At 74.9% G+C, this 13,249-nt stretch carries 9 protein-coding genes; 4 read left to right on the top strand and 5 right to left on the bottom strand.

Annotated features, from left to right (window positions below; all coding sequences use genetic code 11):
• Positions 1-120: 120 nt before the first annotated feature.
• Positions 121-1,110 (bottom strand): helix-turn-helix domain-containing protein, encoded by a 990-nt coding sequence (locus tag ACIQ9G_RS16915; protein ID WP_403609628.1) that lies wholly within the window; start codon positions 1,108-1,110, stop codon positions 121-123.
• Between the two features lie 880 nt (positions 1,111-1,990).
• On the opposite strand from ACIQ9G_RS16915, the gene ACIQ9G_RS16910 reads away from it, so the two are divergent.
• The 3 genes from ACIQ9G_RS16910 to ACIQ9G_RS16900 all read left to right on the top strand — a co-directional run bounded on the left by ACIQ9G_RS16910 (position 1,991) and on the right by ACIQ9G_RS16900 (position 6,853).
• Complete coding sequence (locus tag ACIQ9G_RS16910; RefSeq protein ID WP_403610063.1) at positions 1,991-4,102, top strand: protein phosphatase 2C domain-containing protein; 2,112 nt, start codon at positions 1,991-1,993, stop codon at positions 4,100-4,102.
• A gap of 66 nt (positions 4,103-4,168) precedes the next feature.
• Positions 4,169-5,911, top strand: a complete 1,743-nt coding sequence (locus ACIQ9G_RS16905; RefSeq protein ID WP_403609625.1) for a pyruvate dehydrogenase — start codon at positions 4,169-4,171, stop codon at positions 5,909-5,911.
• 447 nt (positions 5,912-6,358) lie between these two features.
• Entirely contained in the window at positions 6,359-6,853 is a 495-nt protein-coding gene (locus ACIQ9G_RS16900; RefSeq protein WP_403609623.1) for an ATP-binding protein, read from the top strand.
• 181 nt (positions 6,854-7,034) lie between these two features.
• Here ACIQ9G_RS16900 and ACIQ9G_RS16895 read toward each other — a convergent pair whose 3' ends face one another.
• The gene (locus ACIQ9G_RS16895) at positions 7,035-8,075 is read right to left on the bottom strand and encodes a DUF2637 domain-containing protein (RefSeq protein WP_392192452.1); all 1,041 of its coding nucleotides are present in this window, start codon (positions 8,073-8,075) and stop codon (positions 7,035-7,037) included.
• Between the two features lie 495 nt (positions 8,076-8,570).
• On the opposite strand from ACIQ9G_RS16895, the gene ACIQ9G_RS16890 reads away from it, so the two are divergent.
• Positions 8,571-9,380 (top strand): GntR family transcriptional regulator, encoded by an 810-nt coding sequence (locus ACIQ9G_RS16890; protein WP_403610060.1) that lies wholly within the window; start codon positions 8,571-8,573, stop codon positions 9,378-9,380.
• A 395-nt stretch (positions 9,381-9,775) separates the two neighbouring features.
• On the opposite strand, the gene ACIQ9G_RS16885 is transcribed toward ACIQ9G_RS16890, so the two are convergent.
• The 3 genes from ACIQ9G_RS16885 to ACIQ9G_RS16875 all read right to left on the bottom strand — a co-directional run bounded on the left by ACIQ9G_RS16885 (position 9,776) and on the right by ACIQ9G_RS16875 (position 13,154).
• A complete protein-coding gene (locus ACIQ9G_RS16885) occupies positions 9,776-10,294 on the bottom strand; it encodes a DUF2231 domain-containing protein (protein ID WP_403609620.1) in 519 nt (172 codons plus the stop codon).
• A 199-nt stretch (positions 10,295-10,493) separates the two neighbouring features.
• On the bottom strand, positions 10,494-11,285 hold the full coding sequence (locus ACIQ9G_RS16880; RefSeq protein ID WP_403609618.1) for a hypothetical protein: 792 nt from the start codon (positions 11,283-11,285) through the stop codon (positions 10,494-10,496).
• A 162-nt stretch (positions 11,286-11,447) separates the two neighbouring features.
• Entirely contained in the window at positions 11,448-13,154 is a 1,707-nt protein-coding gene (locus ACIQ9G_RS16875) for a PucR family transcriptional regulator (RefSeq protein WP_403609616.1), read from the bottom strand.
• Positions 13,155-13,249 lie beyond the last annotated feature (95 nt).

The raw sequence follows: 13,249 nt of genomic DNA, 5'->3' as shown, positions 1-13,249 counted from the left end.
CGTGCCCCGGCCCGAGTTTCCGCCGTCTCCCCGGCCGTCCTCCGGTCCGCTGGACGCCTACTCCACGGCCCGAGCGCCGCCGCCCCCGGCCGTTTCCGGGCCCGCGGGGGCCCGTGGCGGTCAGCCCTGGCGTTCCCGGGCCACCCAGCCGCGCTCGTACGCGTGCCAGCCCAGTTGCAGACGGGTGGTCACCCCCGTCAGCTCCATCAGCCGTTTCACCCGGCGCTGCACGGTCCGCAGGCCCAGGTCGAGCTGCTTGGCGACGCTCGCGTCGGTGAGGCCGGCCAGGAGCAGGGAGAGCACCTCCAGATCGGTGCCGTCGGGGCCGTCCGGGCCCTGCTCGGTGACGCCGGACGCCCCGAGGCTCAGCGGCAGCGCCCCGCACCACACCGACTCGAACAGCCCGGACAGCAGTTCCAGCAGCCCACTCGCGTGCACGACGAGCGCCGCGGGCTCGGCGGTGTGCGAGGTGAGCGGCACCATCGCCAGCGTGCGGTCGGCGACCACCAGCTTCGTCGGCACCTCGTCCATCACCCGCACCCGCTCGTCGCGGCTGAGCGCCGCGGTCAGCTCGGCGATGCCGCCCGGCCGGTCCAGTACGGCCCGTTCCACCACGACCCGGTAGCGGACCCCGCGCCCGGCGGCCTGCTTCTCGGCCTCGTTCTCGGATCCCGAGACGACGACCGGATTGCCGGTGACCAGCGCGCACACCTCGTCGGTGGCGCCCAGCTGGAGCTGGAGGAAGCGCTGCGCGACGGCGGAGGCGCCGGTGACCACCTCGACCAGGTCGTGCACGGCGGGTTCCGCGGCGCCCGCCCGGTACTCCTCGGCCAGCAGCGCGGCCGCCAGCTCTGCCTTCTCCAGCTCGTGCCGCTGCTGGGTGAGCAGCGCGCCCAGCGCCACGCCGGGCGGTGCCGCGACCCAGCGTCCGGGGCGGGCCGAGGACTGGGCGGCGAGTCCGTGCCGTTCCAGGCGGCGCAGCGCGCGTTCGGTGTCCTGCTCACCGAGCATCAGGCGCCGCGCGAGATCGGGCACCTCGGCGGCGCCCACGGACACCAGGGCCCGGTACGCCGACTCGTGCGTCTCGTCCAGGCCTATCGCAGCCAGCATCAGCTCTCGTTCCTCCCCTTCCGGCCTCCGGGGTTCGGCCCCCGGGGCGGGCGTGGCGGGCCTGGTGGACGTGGTGGCGGAAAACAGCCACGGCGCAAACCCGCCTCGGCCCATCATCGCCGTAGCACCCGCCTCTCTGACAAGGTGGCGCCACCGAAGCATCGACGGCACCTGACGTGTCCGGCCGAAAGCGTGTGGCCTGCGCGGAAGCCCGGCCACGCGCGGAATCCGGACGGACGGCGAACCCGGCCCTCACGGCGGGTTCCCGCCGGGGCGGGCTCCACTCGGCGGGTGACCCGGACGACGGTGTTTCGGCCGTCCGCCCGCCCAGCCGCGCGGACGGCACCCAGAACGTGATCCGGGCTCGGGGGGTGCGACGGCACCCGGAGAATCCGGACCGGGTCACTCCGGAGTCGCCGGGCGGTCCTCCCGTGGGGGGTGGGGCCGCCCGGTGGCCCTGGTTCGTACCGAAGTTCGATGCGTCGTCCGACACGCCGTTCGAAAGGCGGGCGCCCGCCGGATTTTCCGGATGCCCCGTTTTCAGGCGGCCCGTGCGGTGGAAAATTGGGGCATGAGCCAGCAGGGGGGAAGGCCCACCGGTCCGGGGGACGACTGGTGGGAGCAGCTGTACGACGACGACTGCGCGGAGGACACGGGGCCCACGGCCGCGGCGGACTCCCTGGACGACCGGTACGCCTCGGCGGCGGGCACGCTGGACAGGCCGCCGGACGCCGCGCACACCGGGGGAGCGGCCCCGGAGGACGCGGCCCCGCCCGCCTACCGGCCCGCCCGCGCACCCGCGCCGGGGGAGGGAGCACCCCCGCCCCGCACACTCACCGACCCCGGCCCGCCCGCCCCGCCGGACCACGGCTCCTCCGGCATGTACAGCTCGTCGGATCGCGGCTCGTCCGGGTCGGATACCCCGCCGGATCGTGGCTCCTCCGGCTCCTACGCCTCGCCGGACGGCGGCCCATCCGGCACGGACGCACCGTCGGGCCCCGGCCCGGACTGGTGGCAGCGCGCGCCCTGGGAGGTGCCTCCGGCCACACAGTCGGGGCCGGCCGCCTTCCCGGACGCCCCACAGCAGTCGGAGGCCGCCGCCGAACGCGACTCCCGGCGACCGGCCGGGGGGCGTCCGGCGGCCGAGCCGTCCGGGTCCGTCGACCGCGACTCCGGGCGACCGCCCGGGGCTCGTCAGGCCGCCGAGCCACCCCGTCCCGCCGACCGCGACTCCCGGCGACCGGAGGCGGGCCGCCCGCTCCAGCCGTCCGGTCCGGCCGACCGCGACTCCGGGCGACCTGCCGGAGAGCGCCCGCCCACCGAGCCGCCCCGTCCCGCCGGCGGCGACTCCCGGCGACCGGACGAGGCCCGTCCGCCCGCCGGGTCCTCCGGCTCCACCGACCGTGCTCCCAGCAGCCCCACGGCGTCCGGGACGGGCGCGCACACGCCCTCGGACCCCGCCGCCGCGCCGGCGCCCCCCGACTCGCTCAGGCCCCCCGCTGCCGCTCCGCCCCCACCGTCCGCGCCCCCCTCCGCGGTCCCGCGACCCCCTGCCGCTCCACCCCCGCCTCCCGGGGTTCCTCCGTCTCCCGCGAGCGCCGCTTCCCCTCCCTCGGACCCCCGTCGCGCGTCCTCCGCGCCCGCTCCCTCGTCCCACGCCGCCCCTGCGCAGCCCTCCATGCCACCGCAGCCGCCCGCACCCGCGCAGCCCTCGGCGCCCCCGCAACCCTCCCCGCCCCCGCCGCCTCCCGTGCCCCCGCGCATCGGCCCCGGCGCTTCCGCCGACGACCGCGGCACCCCCGCCACGCCGAACCCACCGCCGCGCCGCCCCGACGTACCGCCCTCCGCTGCCGCCGAGAAGCCCGTGCCCGCCCCCGGACAGAGCCGCGCGGACGCCGCGCCCGCCCCCGGGCCCAGCCGCCCCGGACCCCCGTCGATCTCCCGCCCCACTCCTCCGGACGTCCCCTCCGCCGCCCCCGTCGAGCAGGCGCCCCCCGCCGGCTTCGCCATCCCCACCGACTACGCCACCCCCGTCGACTACGTCGGTACTCGCCCGCCCACCTACGACGCCGAGCCGACCGCGCTCCCCCTCGCCGAGCCCGACGCGCTCGACGATCTGGTGCCGGACACCGTGCTGGACGGGGCGCGCTACGGGGCGTGCACCGTGCGGGCGGTCTCCCTCCGCGGGGACTCCGCGCGCTACCGGGGCGAACCGCGCCGGGACGCCCTGCTCACCGCGCGGTTCGGTGCCGGCGAGCAGGCGCTCGTCCTGGTGGCGATGGCGACGGGCGCCCGCGCCACCCCCGGAGCGCACCGCGCCGCCACCGAGCTGTGCCAGTGGATCGCACAGGCCGTGGGCCGCAGCCACGGCCGGCTCGCCGAGGACATCCGGGCCGCCCGCCGCGGCGACCTGAAGTCCGGGCTGCACCGCCTCACCGACCGCAGCCTCGGCAGACTCCGGGCCGGCGCCGTCGAACAGGGCATCGACCCGGAGGAGTACACGGCCACACTGCGCTGCCTGCTCCTGCCCGCCGATCCGCGGTGCCGTACGCGCGTCTTCTTCGGCGTCGGCGCGGGCGGCCTGTTCCGGCTGCGGGACGGCGAGTGGCAGGACATCGAGCCGCGGGTGTCCGAGACGGCCGGCGACGCCGTGGCCGGCTTCGGGGCGCGGCCGGCCGAGACGCCGGACGGCGACCGGCTCACCATGGACTTCGGCATCAGCCCCCCGCCGAGCCCGTACGAACCGGACCCGCAACCGCCCCGCGAGCCCTTCCGCTTCCGCGCCTCCGTAGCCCGGCCGGGTGACACGTTCCTGATGTGCACCGGCGGTCTGGCCGAGCCGCTGCGCGGCGAGCCGGAACTGTGCGCGTACCTGAAGCGCCGGTGGTCCGGCCCTCATCCGCCCGGCCTCGCCTCCTTCCTGGCGGACACCCAGGTCCGGGTCAAGGGCTACGCGGACGACCGTACGGCCGCCGCCGTGTGGGAGGCGTGAGCGCGGCGGCTGTGGATTCATGGACCCAGAGGGAACCGCAGGAGACCGAAGGGGAGCCCGGGAACCATGGCCAAGCAGAACGTCGCGGAGCAGTTCGTAGACATCCTCGTCCGCGCCGGCGTGAAGCGCCTCTACGGCGTCGTCGGCGACAGCCTCAACCCCGTGGTCGACGCGGTCCGCCGCAACGCCGCCATCGACTGGATCCATGTCCGCCACGAGGAGACGGCCGCCTTCGCGGCGGGCGCGGAGGCGCAGATCACCGGGAAGCTGGCGGCCTGCGCCGGCTCCTGCGGCCCCGGCAACCTGCACCTCATCAACGGGCTGTACGACGCCCACCGTTCGATGGCGCCGGTGCTCGCCCTCGCCTCGCACATCCCCTCCAGCGAGATCGGCCTCGGCTACTTCCAGGAGACTCACCCGGACCGCCTGTTCAGCGAGTGCAGCAACTACAGCGAGATGATCTCCAACCCGCAGCAGATGCCGCGGTTGCTGCAGTCCGCCATCCAGCACGCGGTCGGACGCCGCGGAGTCAGCGTGGTGTCCCTGCCCGGCGACATCGCCGACCAGCCCGCGCCGGAGAAGGCCGCCCCGACCGCCATCGTCACCTCCCGGCCGAGCGTCCGCCCCGGTGACGCGGAGATCGACAAACTGGTCGAGATGATCGACGAGGCCGACCGGGTCACCCTGTTCTGCGGCAGCGGCACGGCGGGCGCGCACGCCGAGGTGATGGAGCTCGCCGGGAAGATCAAGTCACCGGTCGGGCACGCGCTCCGCGGCAAGGAGTGGATCCAGTACGACAACCCCTACGACGTCGGCATGAGCGGCCTGCTCGGCTACGGCGCCGCCTACGAGGCCACCCACGAGTGCGACCTGCTGATCCTGCTCGGCACCGACTTCCCGTACAACGCCTTCCTGCCGGACGATGTGAAGATCGCCCAGATCGACGTCCGGCCGGAGAACCTCGGCCGCCGCTCCAAGCTCGACCTCGCGGTGTGGGGCGGCGCGAAGGAGACCCTGCGCTGTCTCATCCCGCGGGTGCGGGCCAAGGAGAACCGGCGCTTCCTCGACAAGATGCTCAGGAAGCACGCGGACGCGCTCGAGGGCGTGGTGAAGGCGTACACACGGAAGGTGGAGAAGCACGTCCCCATCCACCCCGAGTACGTGGCCTCCGTGCTGGACGAAGTCGCCGACGACGACGCGGTGTTCACCGTCGACACCGGCATGTGCAACGTCTGGGCGGCCCGGTACCTCTCGCCCAACGGCCGCCGCCGCATCATCGGTTCGTTCTCCCACGGCTCGATGGCGAACGCCCTGCCGATGGCGATCGGCGCGCAGTTCACCGACCGGGACCGCCAGGTGATCTCCATGTCCGGTGACGGCGGGTTCTCCATGCTGATGGGTGACTTCCTGACCCTGGTGCAGCACGGACTGCCGGTGAAGGTGGTGGTGTTCAACAACTCCTCCCTCGGCATGGTCGAGCTGGAGATGATGGTCGCGGGCCTGCCCGCCTACGGCACGGTGAACCGCAACCCGGACTTCGCAGCCGTCGCCCGCGCCTGCGGCGCCCACGGGATCCGGGTGGAGAAGCCCAAGCAGCTCGCCGCGGCACTGCAGGACGCCTTCAGGTACAAGGGCCCGGCGCTCGTCGACGTGGTCACCGACCCCAACGCCCTGTCCATCCCGCCGAAGATCCGCCGCGAGATGGTGACCGGCTTCGCGCTGTCGGCCTCGAAGGTCGTGCTGGAGGGCGGCGTCGGCCGGATGGTTCAGATGGCCCGGTCCAACCTGCGCAACGTGCCGCGTCCGTGACCGCCGCTCGGGCCCCGGAGCGACGGGGCCGGCGCCTCCAAACCGGCCCACGACCGTCGTCCTTCGGCCAACTTCGTTGACGGCGAGCCGGGTTGCGCGAGCGGCCGCGCCGTGCCCGGACTCGCGTCACCGGCCGGCCTGCGCGTCCGCGCCGAGCGGTCCGCCCCGTCGGCTACGGCGGAATCGGCAGCCGCCGGTCGGCAGTTGGGCCCATGCCGTCCGGTCATCAGCCCCCGGGAGCTGTAGCCGCGGGGGCGGTGGCGGGGGATCGAGGTCCTCCGTCGGCCGGTCGGTGTCTCCGCCCCGGCCGGTCGCGGAGTGTCGCGGTGGTGGCCGAACACCTGGTCGTCGACGCGGCGGGATGACTCGGCGTGTGTGCCGTGGGGCATGCATCCCCGTGAACGTGTTCGAGCTGGGGGAACCGACATCGGCACCCGGGCGGGGGTTATGAAGAGGCAGGCACGAGGGGGCGGTCCCGGGACGGTCGGGGCCTCCTCGGCTCAGACGGTGGAGGAAGTGGCGGAGGACCAGGACGACGGCACCACGGACCGGCCCCCGGCGCCCCAGCTGAGACGCAGACTGGGGCGGGCCGATCTACGGGCGGTGCCCGAGGCGCGCCGGGAACTGCGCGACCTGCTGCGGCACTGGGGGAGGCCGGGCACCTCGGCGGTCGCGGAACTGCTCACCAGCGAGCTCGTCACCAACGCGCTCGTCCACACCGACGACGAGGCGATCCTGACGGCCACCGTGTCACCGCGCGGACTGCGTGTGGAGGTCAGGGACTTCGTGTCCCGCAGGCCGCGGCTCCGTCTGCCGGGCGCCGACGAGGACACGCACGGCCGGGGCCTGGTGCTGGTGCAGTCCCTCGCCGACGCGTGGGGAGTCTGTACGCACCGGATCGGCAAGTCCGTATGGTTCGAACTGGGCGCGGAAGCGGCCTGATTCGAGCCTCGGTCGGTCCTCACTCGTTCCTCGGTGGGCGCTCGGTGGGTGCTCGGGGGACGGCCGCGATCGGTGTGCGGGGACAGCGAAGGGGCGCGTCCAGCACGGGACGCGCCCCTTCGCTCAGCGGCCGTGCGCCGGACCCGGCGGGCGGTGCGGCAGCCGTGGCCGTGGGCCGGCCTCAGCCGAACTGCTGCTCCAGATCCTTGAGCTTGCGCTCCAGCGAGTCCAGACGCGGCAGGGCCATCGTGTCGTCCTCCGCGGTGAGGTCGACGGTGATCGGGTCAGACGCCTTGCGGACGGGCTGCAGGGAGGGACGCGCGCGCATGGGCAGCTGCTCCGCCGCGGATATGGCAGGCTCCGCGGTGACCTGCGAGGAGCCCCGCTCCAGGGCCTGCGTCTCGACCTGCCGGCCGCCGCGGCCGACGAAGCCGCGGTGCCCGCGGCTGATGGCCTTGAGCTGCGCCCGCTCGACGCGCTGCTGCTCGCGCCGCAGCCGCCGGTTCTCCTCCTTCTGGCGCTGGTCCTCGCGGACCTCCTCGACCGCCTCGTCCAGGCTGCGCACGCCCTCCAGCAGCATCAGCGACCAGGCCTTGTAGGTCTCGCGGGGCGCCCGCATCCAGCGGACCACACGGATCTGCGGCAGTGGACGCGGCACCAGCCCCTGCTCGCGCAGCGCGGCCCGGCGGGTCTGCTTCAGCGCGCGGTCGAACAGCACCGCCGCGGACAGGGACATGCCGGAGAAGAACTGCGGGGCGCCCGCGTGTCCGAGGCCCCGCGGCGCGTGCACCCAGTTGAACCAGGCCGCGGCGCCCGCGAACGTCCACACGAGTATGCGGGAGCCGAGCGCAGCGTCACCGTGGCTGGCCTCGCGCACCGCGAGCACGGAACAGAACATCGCCGCGCCGTCCAGCCCGAACGGCACCAGGTACTCCCAGCCGTCGGTGAGGCCGAGGTTCTGCTGGCCGAAGCCGACCAGGCCGTGGAACGAGAGTGCGGCGGCGACCGCCGCACAGCAGAACAGAAGCACGTAGGAGGCCGTGCCGTAGATGGCTTCCTTCCGCCTGCGGCGCTCCTCGCTGCGCTCCCACGAGTCGTCCGCGCTCGCTTTCTCCCCGGAGGAGCGCTTGCCGCGCGCGAGCACCGCAACCGCCGCCAGCATGCCCAGGAGCAGTACGGCGCCCGGAAGCAGCCAGTTCAGCGATATGTCGGTCAATCTCATCTGGGGTCCCTTGCATTGGGATAGGGCGTAACGCCCGCCATAGTGGCCCAATCCCGACGCGCCTCAGGGGGTTTCGGGGCAAGAGGCCGCCAAGGAAGCGCGAGGGGTTGCCCAGGGCAGCGTTTTGCTCGAACTGCCGCTTGAGCGGCGGGAGTTGAGTTCGAATAAGACTACCCGCACGGATGGTTCCGCGGAAAGTTTCCGCGACGGGTGAGGAAGTTGTGAAGTCGCCGTGACCGTGTCGGTGTCGGCGTGTGGGGGAGCTTACGGCGCGAGCGTGCCTCGGGTGGCCGTCTTGCGGTGGTACGCGGCGCCCGTCGCGGTCGGCGGGGTGTGGATGTGCGAGCAGCGGATACGCGTTCGAGTGAAGTAAGGCTTGCCTTACTTGAATCATGTGAAATGTGAACGATCGCTCTCTTGGGCCTAAGGTGCTTGACGGACGAGTAACAACCCGTCGTAATGACCGCAAGCACCCACAAGCCCGGAGGAGTGACCGTGAAGCAGGGCGCGCAGGACTCCGCCGGGACCGGAGCGCCGGAGGTCCGGCCGGTCGCGGCGTGGGTGCCGCCGCAGCCGCAGCCCGCCGACGTGCGGCGCGAGCGGGGCGGAGGAAACGTCCCGGCGGCGGATGCCCGGGGCGAGCACACGCACAGCGAGCGGCCCCTGCCGGCCCCCCGCCCCGTCGTGCGGCGCTCCTCCGTGCGCGGCCAGATCCTCGACGCCCTGCGCACCGCCCTGGTGGCCGGAGAGCTGAGGCCCGGCGAGGTGTACTCGGCCCCCGCGCTCGGCGAGCGCTTCGGCGTCTCGGCGACGCCGGTGCGGGAGGCGATGCAGCAGCTCGCCCAGGAGGGCGCCGTCGAGGTGGTGCCCAACCGCGGCTTCCGGGTGGCCGAGCGCGGCGCCCGTGAGCTGGCCGAGCTGGCCGAGGTGCGGGCCCTGATCGAGGTGCCGGTGCTGCTGCGGCTGGCGCGCACCGTGCCGCCGCAGCGCTGGGCGGAGCTCCGGCCGCTCGCGGAGGCGACCGTCCGGGCCGCGTCCTCGGGCTGCCGGGCTACCTACGCGGAGTCCGACCGCGCCTTCCATCGCGCGGTGCTCTCCCTCACCGGCAACGAACAGCTCGTCCGCTTCGCCGAGGACCTCCACCGGCGCGCCCAGTGGCCCCTCGTCGGCGGCCCCGTCGGTCCCGCCCGCGCCGACCTGATCGCCGACGCGGCGGAGCACACGGCCCTGCTGGACGCGCTCGTCGCGCGGGACCCGGACGTCGTGCGCTCACTGGTGCACGAGCACTTCGCCTGCGCGGGCTGAGCGGCCCGGCCCGGACGCCGTGCACCGTACGCGCTGCCGGCCAGATGCGAGCCCGGCCCGTACGTCTCCACGCCGTACGGCCGGCGTGGCCGAGCAGCCCCGGCCGACCGTCCGGCGCCGGACGGGCCGATAAGGCGCCGAGCGGCCCCGCCCGTCGTATCCGTGCCATGCGCACCGGCAAGGCGGAGCGGCCCCGCCCGGCAGTCGTACGCCGTACGGGCCGGCACGACGGAAGCGGGCCCGGCCGGAGACTGCCGCGCCGCCCGACCGTCGTGCGCCGTACGGGCCGGCACGACGGAAGCGGGCCCGGCCGGAGACTGCCGCCCCCGGCCGGGCCCGGGCCGCGCGGGCGCCGCGCGTCCCCTGACCGGACGGCGCGGCGCCGCGCGGAGCGGTCAGCCTTCGTCGCCGTCGCCCTTGTCGCCCTCGCCCTTGGTCGGCGTCTTCGAGTAGGCGTCGTGCCACGCGGCCTTCGCCCCGGAGTCGCCGATGCGGTAGACGTCGACGGTCGCGCCCGCCGCCACCGCCACGGACAGCACGGCCGCGACGATCCGCAGCACCGAACCCGAGCGCGCGCCCGTGCCCTCGGCCGGAGTGCGGCGGGCGATCCACCAGACACCGGCCGCCAGCACGAACAGGCCGATCACCCACGGGAGCAGCCCGTCGCCCAGCTCGGTGTGGGTGCGGACCAGCGGGTCGCTGTCCACGTGCCGCTCCAGCCACTCACCGGCCTGGGTCGTCAGGGGCACGCTCGCCAGGGCGACCAGGGCGAGGATCGGCAGCGCCAGCCCGAGCCGCCGGGCGGCCTGCGGCCAGATCGCGCAGACGACCAGGACCAGCGCGCTCAGAGGCACCAGGACGACGACGATGTGGACCAGCAGAACGTGCGCGGGCAGGCCGTTGATCAGACTCATCAGGCGCTCCTCCGGGGGCGACCGTGGGGGGTGCACACGGGCATGGTGCATCCGCCCGCGTGTTCGGATTCGTCACCCTGTCACGGCAACCTCTCAGGTTCCTCTGAGCAACACCACTCCGCCGCAATGGGGGACATTCCAGGCATTCCGACCAGATATTCCGACCGTCGGCAGTGCCGCGGACCGCACCCGGCGGCTCTCAAGCCGTGGCCGCCGCCCCCGCGGCCGGAGGGGGCGTGGCCAGATGGCGCGAGAGCCAGGTGGGTACGCCGCCGAGGAGGCGGTAGAGGCGGCGGGCCTCCTCGCGCAGGCGGGACGCCTCCGGTTCCGTCTCCGCGTCCGCCAGGGACGCCAGGGCCGGCGCCGTACCGACCAGGTAGCCCAACTCCTCGCGGATCCGGAGGGATTCGGCGAAGCCGTGCCGTGCCTCGGCCAACTCGCCGTCACGCAGGGCGAGTCCGGCCAGGTGCCGCCAGGTGAAGGACAGCAGCAGCGGGTCCGCGTGGGCGGTGGCGCCCGCGTGCGCCCGGCGGTAGGCGGCGCGCGCGGCCTGCGGGGACCGGGTGAGGTTCTCGGCGAGCAGGCCGCGACGGAAGTCCAGCAGGGCCCGTCCGGACGCTCCCGGAGCGATCAGGGCCGCGGCCCGGCCCAGCGCGGCGCGCGCCTCGTCCGCCCGGTCCCGCACCGTGTGCAGCGTGGCCGCGTAGGCGAGTTGCCCCCGTTCACAAGCGGCCGCGCCCCGCTCCTCGTCGCTGTGCGCCAGGGCCTCGGCGGTGCGCAGCGCGTCCTCCGCCTCCTCCCAGCCCTGCTCGGTGTACAGGCACCGTTCCACCAGCAGCGCGGCGCGCTGCAGCGCGGCGGCCGCGGTGACCGGTTGGAGCAGTGCTGCGGCGTCGGCCCAGCACGCGCGTGAGCGCAGCCGCCATACCGCGGTCTGGAGTGGATCGTCACCAGCGGTCGTTCCGTTACCAGACATGGCGGTATGCGCCACGTTGCCCTCCCCGAGCACGCCGTCGAGCCTTGAGTGGTGGCCGCATCTCAGCACGAATTCCGTGGCCCGGCCAAGAGGGTGGGTGAAGGATTTCACAAAGTCGTGCGACGGCGGGCGCGCGGCGCGCCCGTCCGTCGTCCGCCGCCGGGGGCCCGGCCCGCCTCAGCTCATGCGCAGCGCCAGGAAGAAGTCCAGCTTGTCCTCCAGGCGTCCCAGGTCACGCCCCGTCAACTGCTCGATCCGCCCGACCCGGTACCGCAGCGTGTTGACGTGCAGGTGGAGCCGGGTCGCGCACCGCGTCCAGGACCCGTCGCAGTCGAGGAAGGCCTCCAGGGTCGGGATCAGCTCGGCGCGGTGCCGGCGGTCGTAGTCGCGCAGCGGGTCGAGCAGCCGGGCGGTGAAGGCGCGGCGCACGTCGTCCGGCACGAACGGGAGCAGCAGTACGTGCGAGGCGAGCTCCTGGTGCCCCGCCGCGCACACCCGGCCGGGCCGGGCGGCGGCCACCCGCCGCGCGTGCCGTGCCTCCTCCAGCGCCCCACGCAGCCCCTCCGCGGAGTGCACGGCCGCGCTGACGCCGAGGGTGACCCGCCCGTCGCCGTCGAGCCCGGCCGACAGCGGATCGCGTACGGACTCCAGGAGCGCGTCGGCGAGGATGCCCGGCTCGGGGCCGTCGTGCTCGGCCGGGACGGCCGGCAGCGGGACGAGGGCGACCGCCTCGTCGCCCGTGTGGGCCACGGCGATCCGGTCGGCGGACTCGGCGCCGCCGGGGTACGCCTCGCCCGAAGGGCCCGCGGCGGGGGCGACGAGGATCTCCTCCAGCAGGGACTGGGCGACCGGGCCGCCGTCGATCTCGGCGCCCTCCCACTCCACCCGGGCCACGACCACCTGCCAGTGCGGGGCCGCGCCGAGTCCGGGCAGCAGCACCGGCGCCGCGACCCGCAGCCGCGCGGCGATCTCGGCGGGCGCCGCGCCCGCCTGCACCAGTTCCAGCACCTCCTGCGCCAGCCGCCGCCGCACCGTGCGCGCCGCGTCCCGGCGGTCCCGCTCGACCGCGATCAGCTGGGTGACGCCCTGGAGCAGGTCCAGCCGCTCCGCGGGCCAGTCGCTCGCGTCCGCCTCCACGGCCAGCAGCCAGTCCGACAGCACCGTCTCGCGCACGTCCCGCGCGGCCTGCGCACCCTGCGCCGTACGGCCGGTGCCGCGGATCGGGAAGAGCGAGTACGTGGTGGTGCCCACGGTCACCCGGTGCGGGCCGCGCCGCCCCGTCCGGGCGGCCGACAGGTGCTCGGCGGCGAGCGTGCCGCACACCTCGGCGGGCAGCGCCGGTCCCGCCCCCTCGGCCCCCGCGATCAGCCGCCCGGCCGGGGAGAGCACCCAGGCCCGCAGGTCCAGGTCGGAGCCGAGCAGGTCCAGGACCACGTCCGGGCCGCCGCCGGCCGGGCCGGACGTCATCATCCGGCGGTGCCGGTCCACCACGGCCGCGAGGTCCCCGGCGCGCTCGCCGGACACCTGCCGTACGACGTGCTCGGTGATCGTCGCGAACGCCACCGACTCGTGCACCGCGAACAGCGGCAGCCGGTGCCGGGCGCAGGCCGCCACCAGGTCCTCGGGCACCTCGCCCAGCTCGGCCTCACCGGCGGCCAGCGCGGCCACACCGGCCTGCACGAGGATCCGTACGAACGGCTCGGAGTCGTCGGCGTCGCGCCGCCAGGCCAGACCGGTCAGCACCAGCTCACCGCCGGAGAGGTAGCGGCTGGGGTCGCGCAGGTCGGTGGTCATCACGCCCCGCACGGTGCGCTCCAGCTCCTCCTGGCCGCCGAGCAGCTTCAGGCCCAGCGCATCGGTGTCCAGCAGTGCGCGCAGCCGCATTCTCGTCGCCGCCGTTCTGTGTCTAGAAAACTGTGAGAGGTCTTGTGGCGAGCCCGGCCGTGCCGCCGGTGAGGAGGTTCCGCCGAGGTGAGGGC

The organism is Streptomyces sp. NPDC096152, assembly GCF_044763235.1.
Lineage (GTDB): Bacteria > Actinomycetota > Actinomycetes > Streptomycetales > Streptomycetaceae > Streptomyces.
Note: the sequence above shows the minus strand (reverse complement) of the source record. Positions and strands in the feature narration are given on the sequence as shown.

Excerpts from the sequence above, each read along its gene's own strand:
- ACIQ9G_RS16915 (WP_403609628.1), bottom strand. The coding sequence starts at position 1,110 with ATGCTGGCTGCGATAGGCCTGGACGAGACGCACGAGTCGGCGTACCGG.
- ACIQ9G_RS16910 (WP_403610063.1), top strand. The coding sequence starts at position 1,991 with ATGTACAGCTCGTCGGATCGCGGCTCGTCCGGGTCGGATACCCCGCCG.
- ACIQ9G_RS16905 (WP_403609625.1), top strand. The coding sequence starts at position 4,169 with ATGGCCAAGCAGAACGTCGCGGAGCAGTTCGTAGACATCCTCGTCCGC.
- ACIQ9G_RS16900 (WP_403609623.1), top strand. The coding sequence starts at position 6,359 with ATGAAGAGGCAGGCACGAGGGGGCGGTCCCGGGACGGTCGGGGCCTCC.
- ACIQ9G_RS16895 (WP_392192452.1), bottom strand. The coding sequence starts at position 8,075 with ATGAGATTGACCGACATATCGCTGAACTGGCTGCTTCCGGGCGCCGTA.
- ACIQ9G_RS16885 (WP_403609620.1), bottom strand. The coding sequence starts at position 10,294 with ATGAGTCTGATCAACGGCCTGCCCGCGCACGTTCTGCTGGTCCACATC.
- ACIQ9G_RS16875 (WP_403609616.1), bottom strand. The coding sequence starts at position 13,154 with ATGCGGCTGCGCGCACTGCTGGACACCGATGCGCTGGGCCTGAAGCTG.